General features: G+C 46.3%; 15 protein-coding genes and 1 riboswitch. Of the genes, 1 reads left to right on the top strand and 14 read right to left on the bottom strand.

Translation table 11 applies throughout. From position 1 onward, the window contains the following. The first annotated feature begins 198 nt into the window (after positions 1 to 198). Positions 199 to 867 carry a hypothetical protein gene (locus AB4114_RS12645; protein ID WP_441988786.1) on the top strand — a complete coding sequence of 223 codons (669 nt, stop codon included), beginning with the start codon at positions 199 to 201 and terminating at the stop codon, positions 865 to 867. Positions 868 to 911: 44 nt separating this feature from the next. Here the strand turns inward: AB4114_RS12645 and AB4114_RS12640 are convergent, their stop codons facing one another. The 14 genes from AB4114_RS12640 to AB4114_RS12575 form a co-directional block, all read right to left on the bottom strand. After that, entirely contained in the window at positions 912 to 1,055 is a 144-nt protein-coding gene (locus AB4114_RS12640; RefSeq protein ID WP_441988785.1) for a hypothetical protein, read from the bottom strand. 439 nt (positions 1,056 to 1,494) lie between these two features. Next, positions 1,495 to 2,193, bottom strand: a complete 699-nt coding sequence (locus AB4114_RS12635; RefSeq protein WP_171631019.1) for a response regulator — start codon at positions 2,191 to 2,193, stop codon at positions 1,495 to 1,497. A 40-nt stretch (positions 2,194 to 2,233) separates the two neighbouring features. Further along, entirely contained in the window at positions 2,234 to 3,748 is a 1,515-nt protein-coding gene (locus AB4114_RS12630; protein ID WP_441988784.1) for a DUF4118 domain-containing protein, read from the bottom strand. Between the two features lie 5 nt (positions 3,749 to 3,753). Continuing rightward, positions 3,754 to 6,057, bottom strand: coding sequence for a histidine kinase (locus tag AB4114_RS12625; RefSeq protein WP_441988783.1), 2,304 nt, complete (start codon positions 6,055 to 6,057; stop codon positions 3,754 to 3,756). An 85-nt stretch (positions 6,058 to 6,142) separates the two neighbouring features. Continuing rightward, positions 6,143 to 6,706 (bottom strand): potassium-transporting ATPase subunit KdpC, encoded by a 564-nt coding sequence (kdpC, locus tag AB4114_RS12620; protein ID WP_441988782.1) that lies wholly within the window; start codon positions 6,704 to 6,706, stop codon positions 6,143 to 6,145. A gap of 28 nt (positions 6,707 to 6,734) precedes the next feature. Continuing rightward, a complete protein-coding gene (gene kdpB, locus AB4114_RS12615) occupies positions 6,735 to 8,771 on the bottom strand; it encodes a potassium-transporting ATPase subunit KdpB (RefSeq protein WP_441988781.1) in 2,037 nt (678 codons plus the stop codon). Positions 8,772 to 8,808: 37 nt separating this feature from the next. Then, entirely contained in the window at positions 8,809 to 10,479 is a 1,671-nt protein-coding gene (kdpA, locus tag AB4114_RS12610) for a potassium-transporting ATPase subunit KdpA (RefSeq protein ID WP_441988938.1), read from the bottom strand. 287 nt (positions 10,480 to 10,766) lie between these two features. Then, positions 10,767 to 11,180 (bottom strand): hypothetical protein, encoded by a 414-nt coding sequence (locus AB4114_RS12605; protein ID WP_441988780.1) that lies wholly within the window; start codon positions 11,178 to 11,180, stop codon positions 10,767 to 10,769. A gap of 214 nt (positions 11,181 to 11,394) precedes the next feature. Beyond that, entirely contained in the window at positions 11,395 to 11,856 is a 462-nt protein-coding gene (locus tag AB4114_RS12600) for a hypothetical protein (protein ID WP_441988779.1), read from the bottom strand. A gap of 118 nt (positions 11,857 to 11,974) precedes the next feature. Continuing rightward, positions 11,975 to 12,144, bottom strand: a riboswitch (cyclic di-AMP (ydaO/yuaA leader). 1,179 nt (positions 12,145 to 13,323) lie between these two features. After that, positions 13,324 to 15,150: an APC family permease gene (locus AB4114_RS12595; protein WP_441988778.1), complete on the bottom strand. Its 1,827-nt coding sequence runs from the start codon at positions 15,148 to 15,150 to the stop codon at positions 13,324 to 13,326. Positions 15,151 to 15,294: 144 nt separating this feature from the next. Further along, the gene (ade, locus tag AB4114_RS12590; protein WP_441988777.1) at positions 15,295 to 17,091 is read right to left on the bottom strand and encodes an adenine deaminase; all 1,797 of its coding nucleotides are present in this window, start codon (positions 17,089 to 17,091) and stop codon (positions 15,295 to 15,297) included. A gap of 116 nt (positions 17,092 to 17,207) precedes the next feature. Continuing rightward, positions 17,208 to 18,056, bottom strand: coding sequence for a DUF3473 domain-containing protein (locus AB4114_RS12585; RefSeq protein WP_441988776.1), 849 nt, complete (start codon positions 18,054 to 18,056; stop codon positions 17,208 to 17,210). Beyond that, positions 18,049 to 18,714: a class I SAM-dependent methyltransferase gene (locus AB4114_RS12580; protein WP_441988775.1), complete on the bottom strand. Its 666-nt coding sequence runs from the start codon at positions 18,712 to 18,714 to the stop codon at positions 18,049 to 18,051. Before AB4114_RS12580 ends, AB4114_RS12585 begins: the two co-directional genes overlap by 8 nt. 42 nt (positions 18,715 to 18,756) lie before the next feature. After that, on the bottom strand, positions 18,757 to 19,839 hold the full coding sequence (locus tag AB4114_RS12575) for a GNAT family N-acetyltransferase (protein WP_441988774.1): 1,083 nt from the start codon (positions 19,837 to 19,839) through the stop codon (positions 18,757 to 18,759). Between the last annotated feature and the right edge of the window lie 5 nt (positions 19,840 to 19,844).

Raw genomic sequence — 19,844 nt, 5'->3', positions numbered from 1 at the left:
CGTCTTCGCATATATGGGAGAAATAACCTATATTTCGACAAAATTATCTAGGTTAATTTTCCCAGTTACTTCTATTATACCATTCCATATAGGACTAGCGATCCTTTACTTTTGTTATTTGCTATCCGTGACATCCGTCTATCCCCCTGCATATAGTAAGTATCGACAATCCGCTTTTACCTAAGGAGGACTTCACGAATGGCTTCGAACAAAAAGCAAGAACTGCGTGACGTAGAGCTTGAAACGGAGATTTCACCAAGCGCGGCAACGGAATCAAACTATCCAACTGCTTATTATCCACAAGATACGCCATACCCTTACGGCTATCCCGTACCTCAATACTACGGCTGGGTACCTGCCTATGATCCGCGTGGACTAGGTGGTTTCGGTGGACCTGGCTTCCCAGGGACTGGCGGCATGATGCCGGGCTTCCCAGGTGGGCAAGGCAGCTTCGGTGGACCTGGTGGATTCCCGGGAGGACCAGGGTTCCCTGGCGGACCTGGCGGTTTCCCGGGTGGACCTGGTGGATTTCCTGGCGGACCTGGCGGTTTCCCAGGTGGACCCGGACCAGGATATCCACCTCCAGGACCTGGAACAGGTCAAGGTGGATATCAACCACCAACCTCTGCACCCCCATCCCAGATTCCCACTAAGCCGCTTAAAGCACCTGGTGTTTACGCCGTAGATCCGGGCGGTATCTCCCGCTGCTTGTTCAGATTCACATATATCTGGCAAAGCAACGGACAACAATACTGGTATTTCCCAGTGTTCGTTGGACGGACATCAATTTCTGGATTCCGCTGGACCGGATTCTCCTGGATGTTCTTTGGGATTGATTTGCGCTTTATTGACTCCTTTACTTGTTAATTCTTCACGACAAATTAAACCAGTCAACATCGGTTTGGCGGATGTTAACTGGTTTTTTGCTGGCTAACTACTGAAATGAGCACGCAGCACAATACTTCTACTTCTACTTCTACTTCTACCTCTACCTCTACCTCTACCTCTACCTCTACCTCTATCTCTACCTCTACTCTATATGCCGCTTCTACCATCCAGCCTTTCTCCGCCGCCTACTAAACAAGTTAAATGGATTTTATGAAGCTAATTTTGCTGATTCTCACCTTTTTGGAGCATTTGATGGATTTCCTGCAGTTAATTTTCACCAAAATCCACCAATCAGCCGATCTCGCTCATTTTAGCTGTACTTTTTCCATCTATTCGCTAAATCTTAGGTGATACGGCGATTTTAGCTGTATGTTTTACATTTATTTGAAAGCTAGCTACTTAAATGAGCACACAGCACACTACTTCTACTCGTCCAACCCCACTCTACTCACAACCAGCATTATGGTAGCGCCCCACTAATCTGGGGTAAGCTTCGCTTAACCCACAGCCTCACATAAATCTTAAAAAGCTTCTACCCCCACGCCAACGTGGGGATAGAAGCTTTTTCCTTGCCTGTTGGATGCTCTTATCCTTGAGCCCACTTCGTTAATTCTCTTGCCAAGCAAACCGATACCCAATCCCTGGCTCCGTCAATATATATTGAGGTCTCGCAGGATCTGTTTCGATCTTCTTTCTCAAATGTCCTACATATACGCGTAGGTATTGGCTGTCAGATTCATATTGCTGACCACCCCACACTTGCTTAAGCAGCTGCTTATGTGTCATGACACGTCCAGCGTTAACGCCAAGCACCTTGAGCAAGTCATACTCGGTTGGCGTTAACTTCAGCTTCTCACCATGCAGCTCTACGCTGCGCTTGGCCAAATCAATGACAAGCTGGCCGAGCTTCAGCACAGGCTCATCCGGCGCTTTGGCGATATGCCGAAGAGCCACACGCATGCGGGCCATGAATTCGCCCATGCCGAATGGCTTCGTCACATAATCGTCTGCGCCGCGATCTAAGGCAGCGACCTTGTCTGGCTCTTGATCCTGCGCCGTTAAAATAATGATGGGCACATTCGACCACTCACGAATGCCGTCCAGCACCTCCATGCCGGTCAGATCCGGCAGGCCCAAATCTAGCACGATGAGATCCGGACGGAACATCGCCGCCTGCAGCAAACCATCCTGACCTGTTGCAGCTTCTGCCGTTTCGAACCCGTGTGCGGTCAAAGTGACCCGCAATAACTTCCGTATTTGTGCCTCATCATCAATGACTAAAATTTTCGCCCCTGTGGCTGTCATGTTTCATTCCGTCCCTCTTAGCGAACTGTGATACAAGCGATTACGGTGATAAAGGTAATTTTAGTTGGATAACAGTGCCTTGACTGCCGTCCCCCCTCGCACCAGCGCTTATCAAACCACCATGCGCTTCCACGATGCTCTTACAGATAGCGAGTCCAAGCCCTGTACCAGGAATATGCTTGGTACGACTTCCCCGATAGAATTTCTCGAATATCCGTTCCCTATCAGATGGGAGAATGCCCGCTCCTTCATCTGTAATTGTCAGGCGCAACCAATCGCCATCCTTTTCAGCTTCAAGACGGATTTCGCTGCCTTCAGGCGAATACTTAATGGCATTGCTGATCACATTGATCAGTACTTGTTCCATAAGAACTTCATCCAGTGGAACGGATGGCAGATCCGGATCCAGAACGACACTAACGACTCTATCCTGCAGCGCATCCTTCAACTGTGTTAAGGCAACACCGACAACATCCTCGATCCCGCACCACATTTTATTTAAGCGTAACATTCCGCTTTCAATCCGAACCATACCGAGCAAATTCCCCACAAGTCGATTCATGCGAGTAGCTCCCTCGCGCGTCGTTAACAATAACTCTCGCCGATCTTCTGGGCCAAAGACGTCCTCCCCCTCGAGTAATCCCGTGACAGAGCCAATAATTGTAGCCAGCGGCGTGCGCAATTCATGGGAGAGTGAATCCAGCAAAGCCGTACGTAGCTTCTCCGATTCGGCAGTCAATTGTGCCACTTTGGCCTTATCCGCAAGCTTAACCCGGGATATTGCAACGGCAACAAGATCCGAGAGCGCTTCAATGATCCGAATAAGCTCTGGCATATCGGACATTAATCGATCGCCAACTTGTACAGCAAGCACACCATGTACCTGCTGGTCTGTCGCTAAGGGGACATGCAGATCCGATGATTCACTTAATGTGCGAGTCCCTCGACCCGCAATCGTATTGTTGCTGCTCACCCATCCGGCGATAGATAGGTGGGCTTCCTCGCCCGCCCATTCTCCACTATCCTTCGAAAAAGCTTCTACCTGCTGTTCACCTTCTGGGTTTGGCAAAATGATCGCAGCCTTCGCATTAAGCGTATCAGAAACATGTTGAACAATCTGCTCCAGCAAAATGTCTAAGTCTGAAATGGCTGTAATCTTGCGACTTAACGCATACAACGCAGCGGTATTCGCCTCTTTCTGCTGCGCTTGTTGGAATTGCTTTCTAAGCTTTGAAGCAAGGCTTGACGTAAGACCAGCCACACACAAGAACACAACAAAGGTTAGGACATAACGTAAATCAGCAACGGTTAGACTGAGAGTTGGTGGAACAAATAAGAAATCAAAAGCTAACACCCCTAGTCCCGCAGCAAAGAAAGAGGGCCCTCTTCCCCATCGAACAGCACTAAACAAAACCGGAAATAAATAGAGAAGCGAGATATTGACGAGATCAAAGAAAAATTTAAAACCTTGTAAAAATATCGTCAACAAGACKATAAAAAGTGCAGTTAAACCATACGATTGCCAGTTTGCATGTTCTTTTTTTTGAGTTTCCATATTGTTTATTTTACCCTATTTCGCGGAGTTTGCCACGAGTCATAACCAGCAACAATAAGCACATCCATTGTGCTTGCATGCGGTATAAGCTTTTTGACGATAGCGTCTTTCCAAACGATGATTTGCGTAGCTCCGGCATTCTTTGCTTTTGCTGCAAAATCGCGTGGAATTTGGTTACGATTCACTACCTCTTGATACGAAAATTCGCCTCCCAAGCGAATGGTTAGCTTCTCTAGCGTCTCTAATTTTGTCTTCCACTCGTCATTCGTATGCCGAGCCACAATAAAGCTTACATGCCATACTGCTTTAAGCCGATGTGCAATGCGAAACCCTCTCCGAATTAAGCGATCGGCCTGCGAAATTTCTGTCACACAGACGTAAATGACTTCTTTCCGCCGCCACGGACCACGTAGGGAGCTCTTACGCTCCATGGATTCCAATCGTTCATCAACATCATCCGCGATTTCACGCAGCGCTAATTCACGTAAGGCGATCAGATTCCCTGTTTTAAAAAAATTGTTCAGCGCCTGATCCACTTTTACCATCGCATAAATCTTGCCGTCTCTCATACGAAGCTGCAGCGCTTCTGGGGCAACATCAATTAACTGTACTTCATCTGCAGCACGTAAAATACTATCTGGTACCGTTTCCCGCACGCGAATACCCGTAATATGCTCAACAGCATCATTCAGACTTTCCAAATGCTGAACGTTGACAGTCGAGATAACCGAAATGCCCGCTTCTAGAATCTCCAGCACATCTTCATAGCGTTTCTTATTCTTACTTCCTGGTACATTGGAATGCGCAAGTTCATCAACCAGAACCACCTCAGGTCGCAGACGAATGATCGCTTCTGTATCCATCTCCATCAAGTTAATACCTTGATACTGGTTTACAGCTCGCGACACAATGTCAAGATCACCCACTTGCTGGGTCGTCTCTATTCTTCCATGGGTTTCAAGCAAACCTATCTTCACATCGATCCCCTTTTTGAGCAGATCATTACCTTCCCGCAGCATCGTATACGTTTTACCGACACCAGGCGCAGCGCCAATATAAACCTTGAATCTGCCGCGTTTGATTTTTTCAATTTTCGCTTCCACTTCCTGCTTGCTCAGACGTCTAAATTTGTAAGGCTCCTTGGGTGTGTGAATATGAGCAGGCAGAATACGCTCTCCCTCCTGAGAAGCTCGATCAGCCACCAGAAACACATCGATATTTTTGGTTCTTTTTAACACGCCATTGATAACCGAGCCTTGCAGAAAAGTTTGCCATTTCGTTTGTTTGGAATGCCCTAATATAATGCGTGTAACATAATTGGCATTCGCATAGTCAACTAAAATCTGAGGGATGCAGCGGCGAAAAGAAATCGGGAGCTCTTCAAATTTCCCGTCTATTTTCTCTACAAGCTTCATAATTGATCTTCGAAATGCAGCCGCTTCTTTGGTAAACGTTTTGCCCTTTTTACGCAGCGTGACGACATGCAGATCGCCATTCAATCGCTTCGCGATTTGTTGACCTCGGCGTACATAAATGGATCCATTCCAGTGATATTGCGTTGTAACCAGAATACGCTCCGTTGCTCCTGACGGCCCCTGAAACCCCATTTGTTCACGATGTGCTTCCAAAGAATCGTTCACATCCTCGGCAACAAGGCGGAGGGCCAATTCACGCAGCACGCCTAAATTACCTCGTTTAAATAAGGCTGCATCTCTGTTCCCCTTTAAATGCCCCTCACCTAGCCTAGTTAATATTGTTTCCGGCGTTGCATCAATAAGTCTCACTTCATCAGCCAGCTCTAATGTATCAGAGGGGACGCAGTGGCCAACTTCAATGCCAGTCAGTTTATGAGCAACCTCCATCGCCCCTTCCAACTCATAGACATTCACCGTACTGATCACGCTAATATCGTGCGAGAGTAAATATTTAATATCTTCGAGTCTAGTTGGAAATTGCGCGCCATCTCGGTTGTGATGAGCAAGACCATCAACGAGAACGACTTCAGGATTTCTTTCGAGTAGGGCTTCCAAATTCAGATCCTTTTGTTCCACGCCGTCTTTTATCCAATGAATGCTGGGTACCCGCTCCAGATCCCCTAATTGTTCCACAGTTTCCGGTCGTTGGAGTGTCGATACCGCACATATCACCACATCGATCCCTTGCCCCTTGAGATTATGTCCTTCTCGCAGCATATGATAGGTTTTACCAGATCCGCTGACTGCCCCGATATAAATTTTAAAGCTGCCACGGTGCAGTTTGGAGATGGATAATAGGATCTCTTCTGGTGTTTTTCTTTTGAAACCATCCATACTTGCAACCTCCTCCCCTCCCTCTAAAATGTGCAGAAACCACTCTCGACAAACGTGAGTGGTTGCCTGCTCGATAAAGAATTTCTCACAATTTCACTTGTTTGAGCAGTTCCATATTCAATTCAGTCACATTGACTCTAGGTTCACCGAAAATGCCTAGCTGTCTCTTTTTTGACATGAGGTCAATTAAATCATTGAGCACGTTTGCGGTGATCCCCGTTTCCTTACTAATTCTTGGTACCTGGGCTTTCGCTCCCTCTGGAGACAAGTCTGGATCGAATCCGGAACCAGAAACTGTGACGAGATCAGCCGGGATATCCGTTAGTTTCGGATTTTCTAACTTCCAGGCTGCAATTTTTGCTGCCATCGTCGCTGCATAATCGCTGGAAGCTACCACTGTATTGGAGCCAGATGATGCTGTAGGATCATACTTGGCTGCAGAAGCTCTTGGATGAAATAGCTTCGGGGACTCGAACGATTGCGCTAGTAATTCAGATCCAATCACGACACCTTCTGATTCTATGAGACTGCCGTTTGCTTGTTTGGGAAATAAAACTTGAGCCACTCCTGTCGTAGCAAGCGGATAAATGAGTCCACAGACGATCATGAACAATAACGACACACGAACAGCTATCATAACCGATTTCATAACGCGATCTCCTCGTTTCTCTTTCTCTCTATACAATGTTTAAGCCGTGAAGCACCATATCAATGATTTTAATCCCGATAAATGGCACAACCACACCACCGATACCATAGATCAAAATATTGCGAGACAACAGTCTATCTGCTGACATTGCTCGGTATTTCACACCCTTCATTGCAATGGGAATCAGCAGCGGAATGATGATGGCATTGAAAATTAAGGCGGATAAAATAGCCGATTCTGGCGACGCCAGATTCATAATATTCAAGGCCTGCAGCTGCGGCATAGCAAGAATGAACATCGCAGGAATGATCGCAAAGTATTTGGCAATGTCGTTGGCGATCGAGAACGTCGTCAAAGCTCCGCGAGTGATTAACAGCTGTTTACCAATGGAGATGACAGATAGCAGCTTGGTCGGATCAGAATCCAGATCGATCATGTTAGCCGCCTCTTTGGCCGCCATCGTCCCTGAATTCATCGCGAGTCCTACATCCGCTTGCGCAAGCGCAGGAGCGTCATTCGTGCCGTCTCCTGTCATAGCGACGAGCTTGCCTTCTTGCTGCTCTTTCTTAATCGCCGCAATTTTATCTTCCGGCTTCGCTTCAGCAATAAACTCATCCACACCGGCCTCGAGTGCAATCGTCGCAGCCGTAAGAGGGTTATCACCTGTACACATGACGGTTTTGATACCCATGGCGCGAAGCTCCGCAAATCGTTCCTTCAAGCCCGGTTTTACCGTATCCTTGAGGTAAATAACGCCATAGATCCGCTCGTTAATCGCAACCGCGAGTGGCGTGCCTCCGGCTTTCGCGATTCGGTTCGTTATCGCTTCTAATTCAGCAGGAATTTTGCCACCCTGCGCAATAACGTAGTTCTTAATCGCATCTACCGCACCTTTACGGAATTTGATACCGTCTGCTAAATCTAGCCCGGACATCCGCGTTTCTGCGGTGAACTCCACGACTTCTGCATCCGAGTAATGATCAGCTTGCCAAGACTCGCCAAGTTTATTCGCAAGCTCAACAATGGAGCGTCCTTCTGGTGTTTCATCCTTCACGGATGCTTGCAGTGCAGCAAACGTAATGTCTTTCGCCGATCTGCCACCAACTGGCACAAACTCGGAAGCCATCCGATTCCCGAAGGTAATCGTCCCCGTTTTATCCAGGATCATGGTATCGATATCGCCAGCAGCTTCAACCGCCTTACCAGACATCGCCAGTACGTTAAACTGGGTTACTCTGTCCATGCCGGCGATACCAATCGCTGACAAGAGACCACCGATGGTTGTTGGAATGAGACAAACAAGCAGTGCAATCAACGTGGAAATTTCTAATTTCACGTTTAAATACGATGCCATCGGAACCATGGTCATAATGACGATTAAAAAGATCAGCGTCAATACAGCAAGCAGCGTCGTTAACGCAATTTCGTTCGGTGTTTTCTGCCGTTTGGCACCTTCGACGAGTGCGATCATGCGATCCAAGAAGGATTCACCAGGATCAGTGGTCACTTTGACAACGATATAATCTGAAGCAACCCGTGTCCCCCCTGTTACGGATGAGAAATCGCCGCCTGCTTCCTTAATGACTGGAGCGGATTCACCTGTAATCGCAGACTCATCAATAGAGGCTAAGCCTTCAATGATTTCGCCATCTGAAGGGATCAGCTCGCCGATTTCAATGCGTACCACATCTCCCTTACGGAGTAAAGTCGAAGATACTTGCTTATAAGAGCCATCCTTTTGAACCAAGCGAGCCATCGTATCGGATTTCGTCTTTCGCAAGGAATCAGCCTGAGCCTTACCCCGACCTTCCGCCAACGCCTCAGCGAAGTTAGCGAATAGCAAGGTGAACAGCAAGATCAGGAATACCGCGATATTATAATCACTCCCTACTTCTGAACTGCCGAATAACTCTGGTGCTAATGAAAGCAACAGTGTAATCAGCGTACCGATTTCAACAACGAACATAACCGGATTCTTGATCATGATCCAAGGATTTAATTTTTTGAACGAATCAACAATTGCTTGATTCATAATGTCTTTAGTTAATGTTTTTTTACGTTCCACAGTCCAATCAATCCTCCATCTCTATTACGTCTACCTTTTAACGCGCCGCCAAATGTTCAGCAATCGGCCCCAATGCCAGCGCCGGGAAGAACGTTAGAGCACCAATAACTAGAATAATCATAATCATAATTCCCATAAATAAAGGCGTATTCGTCCGCAGTGTCCCCGTCGTAACAGGAACAACTCGCTTCGTTGCAAGCGAACCCGCAATGGCTAGCATCGCTATGATTGAAATGTAACGGCCAAACAACATGACCATACCAATACCCAAGTTGTAGAAGTTTGTATTAGCCGTCAAACCACCAAAGGCAGATCCATTATTAGCTGCACCTGACGTGAAGGCATACAGCACTTCAGAGAGACCATGCGTGCCCTGATTGGCAATGGAATGAATAGATTCAGGACGAATCAGCGCCCAAGCTGTCGGTGCGAGAATGATAAGCGGATGGATAAGAATCGCGATGGCCGCTAGCTTAATCTCCTTGCCTTCAATCTTTTTACCTAGAAACTCTGGCGTACGCCCTACCATTAACCCGCAGATAAACACGGATAAAATCAAGTAAAGTAAACCATTTAATAAGCCTACACCTTTACCTCCGAACACATTGTTCAACATCATTTCTGCAAAAGGTACAATGCTTCCAAGTGGTGTAAGTGACTCATGCATATTATTGACACTGCCTGTTGTTGCTGCCGTGGTCACTGCTGTAAATAAAGCTGATTCGGACGGTCCGAATCGGACTTCCTTGCCTTCCATATTGCTATGGACACCCATCGCATCAATTGCCGTAATTCCTTTATATTCGGCGTAAAAAACCGTGGATAACATCACGATGAAGATGATCCCCATAGCAGCAAAGATCGTCCAACCTTGCTTTTTGTTCTTGATCATGAGTCCGAATGCATACACCAGCGATGTAGGCAGGAGCATCATACAAATAATGTGGATTAAATTCGAGACAGGCGTTGGATTTTCAAATGGATGCGCGGCGTTCGTACCGAACCACCCACCACCGTTGGTACCGATGTGTTTAATCGATTCCAGAGAAGCAACTAAACCACGGGTAATGGTTTGCCCAGCACCTTCAATGGTTGTAGCTTGTACGGCACCTAGTAGGGTTTGTGGAACACCTTGAAACACTAAAACCAAAGCAACAATAAAACTTAGTGGTAGAAATACACGTGTGATCGCTCTTGTTATATCGACATAGAAATTCCCAAGATTATCTTGACGGCCAACTAAGCCGCGTGTAAATGCAACGGCAATAGCAAATCCTGTTGCCGCGGATGTGAACATTGGGAATGTAATACCCACCATTTGTGACAAATACGAAAGTGTATTCTCACCGCTGTAAGCTTGCCAGTTCGTATTCGTAATGAATGAAACGGCTGTATTGAAAGCAAGTGCCGGAGGCATATTACCTATATCATCAGGGTTAAGCGGTAAGTATTTCTGAAGCCGAAATACAGCATACATAAGTAGCATCATGACAAAGTTAACTAACAGAACAGCTCCTACATACTTTTTCCAACCCATGGCTTCGTCTTCTTTAACGCCCATAATCCGATAAGATACACGCTCGAACGGACCAAAAACACGATCAAGGCCACTCTTTTCATAGCCGAACACTTTGACCAAGTAACTGCCCACTGGCTTTACCAAAAGCATGATAATCCCTAGTGTGACGACTACTTGTAACAATCCCATACCCATAGTAGGTTCTCCCCCTGCTTACATAAGTTCATATTCTACAATTAAAATTTCTCTGGCTTTACTAGAACAAAACCGAGATAACCCATAATGGCACACCCAATGAGTCCAATAACAATCATATGATTGCCTCCTATTTTCTTGAAATACGACTTCGAAAGTTTAAGCTCAAGCCTTTTCACAATATTTAGCAAATCCCCAAAACCCTAGAAAGGTTATCGCAAATAATAAAATCATCGTTACATCGTTGTACACGGACACACCTCCTTCAAATCAAACAGAGCCTATATTTTGTTTGCTTTTAGAGATGATAGTAAAAACTTGACGTCACCATTTTTAGAATAAATGACATAATCAGCACCAAGACCTTTATAAATCAATCGTGGATTTACGCTCTGCGTGATGACATACATGGATTTGGAGGTCCCACTACGGCATATCTGGATATACCTGCAACTTAGAGGTAAGCTTTCCTCGAACAGAACGATATGCCCTATCGGATAGTCAGGAATGATGGACGCGCCTGGATCCATCGTATCCACTTGGATAATTTGCTTCACTCCTTGACTCTCTAACTTGACTCTCTCCATCTTGTTGTTCGTCAATGCAACAAAAGGAAGGCCAACCAGTTTTGTTTGTTTCATAAAGGCCTCGCCCGCCTTGGTTGGCGCAGCTATCAACAAAAAATCACTTTGCATGCACACCGTCCTCCTTGCCTGAATCATTGTAACGCCGTTMCGTATAAAAAGGGGGTAAAGAAACTGTTGTGTTCGTATAAAAAAAACATAAAAATTTGCTTATTTTCGATTGCTCGATCCAGATACCGGCCAATCCTAATTAAGACAAAGAGCACCTCTACCACTCGAATCCCGAGTGGTAGAGGTGCTCTTTCATTACTATCAAACGTCACTCTTAGAAAGAGATATACGCCCCAGAATGCTCAAATAAATAAGTGCGATTAGATAAAAAAATTAGTTCTTGCTCACTTGCAGTTGATAAATTCTCTAGCTTTTCAGATAAATTCGTTAGTGCAGATGCCATTAAATGAGATCGTATTTCTCCCCATGCCTCTTGTTTCTGATGAACGTACTGCAAACCATCCTTAAGGGTTAGACCTTTGAGCTTCTGGAATACTGACGCCCATTGAACAAAATCCCCTTTCAGGTTGCCGCATGGAATCACGAATTGCCCTAATCCACATGTTCCGAGATTCGTTGAAATCGTCAGTAAACCGCAATGACAATCCGTGCCATGCCCAGGTAGCAGCTTATCTGATAGCTCACAATCGAATTGAAAACATTCAATGCGGGTAATCTTGCATTCCTTCGTACATACATCTGATTCTCTTACTAGAGTCAGGGGTTCAGGATACATAATAGATTCACTCTCCTCCATTTGTGAACAACAAAAAGAAGCCAAAGAGCAGAGAATCTCTACTCTCGAGCTTCGGAACAGCGTGAATACACGAACTGTGGAAGGCACGAAAAGAAGGCGGTTCTCTCCCAATACGCTTACGAGGTTAGCTGTCGGATTCGGGCTTGGAAGTGCCCTACCTTAGCAAGCTGCGCTTGCATTAGATTCACCCCGAGAAACCGATGCTGTATCCAATCGGCTTCTATTGGTTCCCCCGTTTCCCTTACAGGAACTCAGCGTTTTGCTTAACATGATCTGTTGTTGAACCGAATGTTACGCCGATTGATCATGAATGTAAAATGTTCTGGAGATTCTTATTTCGCAATCTGTGGCATCTGGCGTTTATGAAAGCGCAACTAATGATAAATTGCATGCATTTTCAATAGAAATGCTTCAGCTTACTCCCTTTTTTGCCACTTTTCAGGAAGGGTCCATTAGCTCAATGACGATGAGAAAACGAAAAGGAACTTCATTTTTATTGTATTTTTATACGTTTGCTATTCATTCTTTATCCCCTTTTTATATGGCTCAAACATACAATTATGTCATATATTCAGTCACTACTGACTTCTGAGTTTACGTCAAAAAGGAGAACTGCCATGACTTCCTCCCCCCGATATTATTTAGGGATACTACCTCATTTGTTGAATCCGGTTGATTTAGATTACGAATGGTTCGGTGTCTTATGGCTAGAAGCAGAGAATTCGCTTTCCTATTATTGTTGGGTACTGGTTTACTAAAGAAGAGTCCGAGATTACTCACAACGCTATCCAAACCGGTTTTTCAAAATGGACCCCAACATCCGATTATCCGATTGTTATGAGAATGTATGAGTCGATAAGAAACAAGCAAAAAAAACAGGATTGGGAGACGCGGACTCGATTATCGATCCGTACGATTTTTAATTCACCGTGGAAAGAAGTTTCCTCAGGATTGTATATTATCAAGTCACGGGACACATACCCCTTGCATGCTTCAGCCATATACTTAAGAAAAAATTCTTTGTTTGGTTGGAACATGCTGCCGTATGTGAAACAGAGGGAGAGCTTCATGCGTTCATGAAGCGGGTGAGTGAAGAGCATCAGATGGAAACATTGATGAAAAAGGGCAGCCCTACTGTGAAGTAAGGACTGCCTTTTTCGTTTCATCTTCAGCATTAGTCCGATTCTACCGAATTAAACCGAGTATTCCTGCTGAAAAATGGTAAATAGTCCGATTCTGCCGAACTAATTCGCCTGTTTCCCTGTGTGAGGGGTGTTTGGGGCGATTTACTTCGGCGATTTCGGACTAATGTAGATTTTTTGCCAGCGGTAGAGAGATTAGTCCGATATTTTCGGACTAGTGGTGCTCAGGGTGGAATCCAGGCAGTGTAAGTCGAAATAATCGACTTACACGCCTTCCGGGGCGCCCTCCTACCCAGCACCCGCGCTACTTTTTCAAATGATACGGCACGGTCGTTACAACCAAGTTCCGCTTATACAGCAGGAACGCCCTTATCAGCAAGCTGGATTGATTGTGCAAAATGTTATGCCAATTCTTCTTGGGAATAAACTGCGGGATGATCACGGTTACCCGGAAATTCGATTCCGAGGCCTTATGTTCCACGGTATCAATGAATTTGGTCAGCGGGTGGACAATGCTTCGATAATGGGAATGCAGCGTGACTAAGCGCACATCGGGTTGCCACTTCTGCCACTTCTCCTCGAACTTTTTCTCATCGTCCCGTTCAAAGGCCACATACACCGCAATAATTTGATCGGGTGACAGCGACTTGGCATAGTTCAACGAATTCTCTACCACATGTGTGAAGCCGGCTACAGGTACAATCATGACATTCCCTTCAATCGGGAGGGCAGGTTCACAAGAAGAAAGTCGCAATTGTTCAGCGATCGCATCGTAATGCTTTTTGATTTGATGAAAAATGAACACGATAAGCGGCAGGAAAATAAGCACACTCCACACTTGTCCAAACTTGGTGATAAAGAAGATCATCATGACGATGAAGCTCATGATGGCCCCAACCAAATTAACTGTTAATTTGAGCAGCCAACCTCTCGGTTTCTCCCGAAACCATTTCACCAGCATACCTGTCTGTGCGAGTGTAAATGGGATGAACACCCCGACAGCATAGAGCGGGATTAACTGTTCGGTCTGCCCCTTGAACACGATAATTAATAGCATAGAGGTCACAGCTAGAAAGATAATCCCGTTCGAATAGCCCAATCTGTCGCCGCGCATCGTAAACATTCTAGCGATAAATTTATCTTTGGCCAAATTCACCGCGAGCAAAGGAAATGCGGAATAGCCCGTATTCGCGGCGAGCACAAGAATCATCGCTGTTGTGCCTTGGACGATATAATACATCAGACCTCGGCCAAATGTCACCGACGCAATCTGAGAAACGACAGTTTCCTTCTCTCGCGGCGCAATGCCGTAGTAGTAGGCCAAATAGATGATGCCTGCGAACAAAATCGCTAATAGCATGCCCATGGCCATTAATGTTTTGGAAGCATTGTTCGGGGCAGGTGTCTTAAAATTGGGAATCGCATTGGATATCGCCTCGACCCCCGTTAATGCCGAGCTGCCTGAGGAGAAGGCTCTTAACAGTATGAATAAGGAAATGCCCGCAACGGGAGTCCCCAAGGGCGTATGCAAATCGGGAGAAATTTGGCCTGTAAGGATCTTAAACAAGCCAATACCAATCAGGATAAACAACGCGACCACAAATAAATACACGGGATATGCCAAAATGGAGGCCGATTCCGTGATTCCGCGCAGATTGAGGATCGTGATAAACAATACGAGCGCCAGTGCAATCGGTACTGTGTAACTGTGCAAGCTTGGAAAAGCTGACGTGATCGCATCGGTACCCGCGGATATACTAACCGCTACAGTCAAGATGTAATCGACCAGTAAGGATCCACCCGCAAACAACCCGGCGTTCATGCCGAGGTTCTCCTTCGAGACGACATAGGCGCCGCCCCCTTTCGGGTAAGCGAATATGATTTGTCGATAGGACAATATGAGAGCTACTAAGAGAAACAGAACACCGCAAGCGATAGGGATGGTGTACCAGAACGCCGCAGCGCTAATCGTTATTAAGACAATTAGAATCTGCTCTGGGCCATAAGCTACCGAGGAGAGTGCATCGGAGGAAAGAATAGCCAACGCTTTCTTTTTATTTAACTTCTGCTCGCCTAATTCATGGGACTTCAAGGGCTGGCCTATTAACAAACGCTTCAAATCAGTCAACAATGTGTACACCACCTTGATGTGATAAGTTCGTTTTAATTTGCCCTATTTCTTGAAATCCATTATAAATACTGGAAACGCCATAGAAAAAAGAACATTAGAATAATGCTCTAATGTTCAGAAAGGGTTTCCAATTGTATTGATTTGTTAGACGATCTCCACATCAATCAGCTTAAACTGAGTCACATCCACCAGCCCGCGATTCGAAATGCGAATTTCCGGAATCACTGGCAGCGCGATGAGGGAAAACGTCATGAACGGCGCGTTCATGGAGCAGCCGATGTGTTGCCACGCTTTGTCCATTTCGGCGACTTCCTTGACGACTTCAGGCAGTGTTTTCTCTGACATCAGGCCAGCGATGGTCATCTGGACCTGGGCCAGCACTTTGCCATTTTCCACAACAATCATGCCGCCGCCGAGCTTCACAAGCTCATTCGCAGCGAACGCCATATCTGCTTCATCCATCCCCATCACGAGCAGATTGTGACTGTCATGGGCCACCGTAGAGGCCACCGCGCCAGACTTCACGCCAAAGCCATGGGCAAAAGCAAGTGAAATTTGGCCTGTACCTTGATGCCGCTCGATACAAGCCAGGCGAACAATGTCTTGCGCTGCATCCGGCAGGATGATCCCTTGTTGAATCGCGAGCTCCGCTGTCATCTTCTCGGTTCTGGCACTATTTTCGATCACACGGATCACATTGACGTTCGTCTTCTCCTGCTCCGTAGCCGCCCTAAGCTTAAAGTCCTCCGCCGTCAGCTCCCGCTTCACATTCATCGAATTGCGGATATGAGCCGGGTACGTAAACACAGGGAATTCGACAGCCAGTTCCCCTTGCTCCGCAATAATTTGACCATCTGTAATGACCAGAGAAGGCTCCATCTTCCGCAGATCTTCCATCAATAGGATGTCCGCACATTTCCCAGGTGTGATCGATCCCACATCATGCTCCAGCTTAAAATATCGCGCCACATTGATCGTGACCATTTGGATCGCCGTGACTGGTTGAACGCCTTCTTCCATCGCGCGTCGTGCCACATGGTTGAGATGCCCTTTCTTCACGAGTGTTTGCGGATTCACATCATCGGTAACGAGCGAAATATTGGATGTATTAACACCATCCTCGGTGACAATCTTGATGACCTTTTTGACATCATGCCACGCAGAGCCTTCCCGAATCATGAGATGCATCCCCATGCGAACTTTATGCAGCCCTTGCTCTCGGGTTACCGTCTCGTGATCCGACGTAACGCCAGATGCGATATAGGCTTGCAGCATACGATCATCGTCACTCGGGAAATGTCCCGTAACGGTCTTCCCACTTTGCAGTGTAGCTTCGATTTCTCCGAACATTTTGGGGTCCCCGAACACAACACCTGGGAAGTTCATCACTTCACCTAGTCCCACCACATTGTCCCACTGGAGTCCCGCTTGAATATCAGCGACCTCTAAGGTAGCGCCGCCATCTTCCAAATCATTCGTTGCTGGCACACAAGAAGGGAAGGTCGTGAACACTTTGAGCGGCAGCTGCTGCCCCTCTTCATGCATAAGTCTGACCCCTTCTGAGCCAAACACATTCGCAATCTCATGCGGGTCCATGAAAATCCCCGTCGTCCCTTTGACGATCGCCGCTTTGGCGAATTCCGTCACGGAAAGCATCGTGCTTTCCACATGCATGTGGCCGTCCAGCAGGCCCGGCACCATGTATTGCCCTTTCGCATCGATTACGACCGTCTTGTCCCCGATCGTATGATCAGCTTTTCCGATGAAAGCAATTCGTCCCGCAGCAATCGCGACATCCATATGGGCAATCAGCTCACCGGAATGCACATTGACTAAGGTACCATTTTGAATAACAAGATGGGCAGCTTCTTCTCCTATTGCAACTCTAGCCAGAGTGCGGCTAACGTCCGTTAATTTATTTCGATTAGAGGTATACGTCATAGATTTCGTTCTCCTTTACTCCTACATGAGCATCCATTTCAATACATAAATGTACTCCTTAATGTATGTCTGAGCAACTTGTAACTATTTCTTCTAACGGATACCTTATATATTCATCATTTATACTGATTGTTCAAATGCTCCGAAATGGACGTAAAAGAGAAGGCCTCCAACATGTTTGCAAGCTTAGTTTGGGTACCTTTGATATTGTAGTAATGAATAAAATGCTCCTTGCTGGGAAGCTCCAGCTTATGTTCCCTCACATCAATTTCGCGTGGATGCAAATAAACAATGGAACTCTTCCCTCGGCGATTGGCTGATTGAATGGCTTTGCGAATAATGAATTCGGGGAAAAATCTGAAATAAAAACCGCCGGAATATCCTACATTTCTACCAGCAATGCGCATCACAGACATCGGAACCTCGTAGAGATTAAGTTCCCTACCATTCACGATTGGTTTATGAATCTCCGTCTTTGCTGAAGGGATCCCATAAAGAAACGTTTTTACAGGAAAAATACTAGCGTCATACACGAGGCCCAGCTCTTCTAATACTTCAAGGTAGTGGAGGTTGCTTTCAACGATCGACCATGACGGCGCCCGATATCCGAGTACCTTCGTACCTGTTAGATTCTCGAGAATATCAAGAGATTTCTGGACATCCGCACGAAACTCTTCTTTGGTTTGCTTATAGGCTAATTCGTGGGCATACCCATGCGAGGCGACATCATGACCTTCACGCGCGATGGCCTTCACAATATCCGGGTAATCCTCTCCAATACAGCCAAGTGTGAAAAAAGTCGCTTTACAGCCCGCATCGCTGCACATCTGAAGCAAGGTATCCATATGGGCTCGGAAACTAGAACCCTTCGTGCGATCTGGTGTCACGTGGTCATAATTCGCATGAAACCATTCTTCAATGTCAAAAGTGAGTAGATTTGTGATCTGTTTGGAAGAATTAGACATGCTTCTTACTCCCCTTGATGGCGAATGATGTGCACAACCGATCGTGCACGTTCCACTCTGCGCTTCCTTTCGAAACGTAGKGGAAGGGATGATAAATCTTTAAGAACTCTATATGCTCAAATCCGTGCTCTATGAACACTTTCTTTAATTCATCCATAGCGTACATGCGATCGAATTTTTTGGTTTTCTCGAACAATCGGAGCAATTTCCTCTGCCATGACTTGCGGTGCAAAGTTTCAATGAGCAGCGTCCCTCCCGGCTTCGTCACCCTAGCCAATTCCGCAATAACCGCCCGATACTGTTCGATCAGTTGAATAACACCAATACACAGCACGAGGTCGAACTTCCCCTCTTCAAAGTGTAGCGCTGTTAGGTCATCCGACGATGTACGAAGACCTCTTTCCGCAGCAAAGGCAAGGCTTCTCTCCGAAAAATCCACCCCATAGACCGTATTTGACCCAACAAGAGGCTCACTAAATGCACCTACGCCACAGCCGGCATCCAAAATTTCTTTGTCGTTAAGCTCTCCAAGCCAACCTAATGTATGATTTCGCTGCAGAAAGAAACTTTCCTCATTATAGTAGTCAGAGGATTGTACGGAAGCTCCATGAACTTCTGCCCTCTTGTCAAAATACTGCTTCCAGCTAAGATTAGCCATGCGCTATTTCCCCCGTTTGTAGTGACTCCTATAGTTTGTTCGTTACGGCATTAGATACTTAATGAGCTGCTTACCTACTGGCTCCGTCACCATGTTAGGCATGATCTTCCAGAGTTCGATGAAAAAGCGAAGCTTTTCTTTATCTGGTGGCCCCGCCTCTTTATTGGTGCTGCCCATCACGACATATGTGAGCTGCTCGGCAGCAGCCCCCCATTGTTCTTTGTATTTATACGTGCCTGAACCGGTTTGTGAACGACCGAGATCAAGCTGCTTCAGCCCGCTTCTTATCCCCAATTTCACGGCTTCCCAGTACATAAAGTTGTTCAGATATTTGTGGTTGAACTCCGTCAGATTCGCACCATAAGGATAATAAAGTGTGGAGTCCCCCGGACTTATTAAGAGCAGCATCCCACCAGCTACCTCACCTGTCTCTGCATCTAGGACAGTTTGCAGCACCGCATGATCGGGCAAATAGTCGAGGAATCTTTGGAAAAAGCGAATATCCTGCGCGGGTGAACCCAACTGCTTCATCCGCCGAACATACACCTTATGAAACCGTGCTAGATTCCCTTTATCATAAGAAACCTGAAACCAGTTGTTCTTGTAAACCTTCCGGATATGGTTTCGATTATTGCGAGTGGAGAGGCATAGAACCTCATCCTCATTGGTTAATGGCAGCACGAAGGTGTGATTGATCTCATTTCGTTGACCATGGGCTGTATCCAATTGCGTCAACATCTGAGACAGTTGCTTGCCTTCGCCTGGAATCGTCCCGTTCTTAAATCTCAACTCGATGTAATGGAGACGATATTTCTCTTTCAGCAGCCCGATTGCGGCAATCGCAAATTGCGAGGCTTCCTCATTCAGAGCGCACACATCTGTATAATTGACAAAGGGCAGTGAAACGCCCACCTGCTTGAGTCCTAAGTTGCGACCGCTCGTTAATGGAATTAACGCGCAGATCTGGCCATTTTGATCAACCACAGCATGATACAAGCATTGATAACCAAACGTCTCGAGCAGAATCTGCCTAAATGACAACGTATGAAAAATGGTCCCCTGAGACCATGCCAGCCTGTCCCAGTCTTCCTTCATGTCTTCGGTATAGGGCAAACAACGGTACATGCAGA

The organism is Paenibacillus sp. 2RAB27, from assembly GCF_052115445.1.
Lineage (GTDB): Bacteria > Bacillota > Bacilli > Paenibacillales > NBRC-103111 > Paenibacillus_E.
Note: the sequence above shows the minus strand (reverse complement) of the source record. Positions and strands in the feature narration are given on the sequence as shown.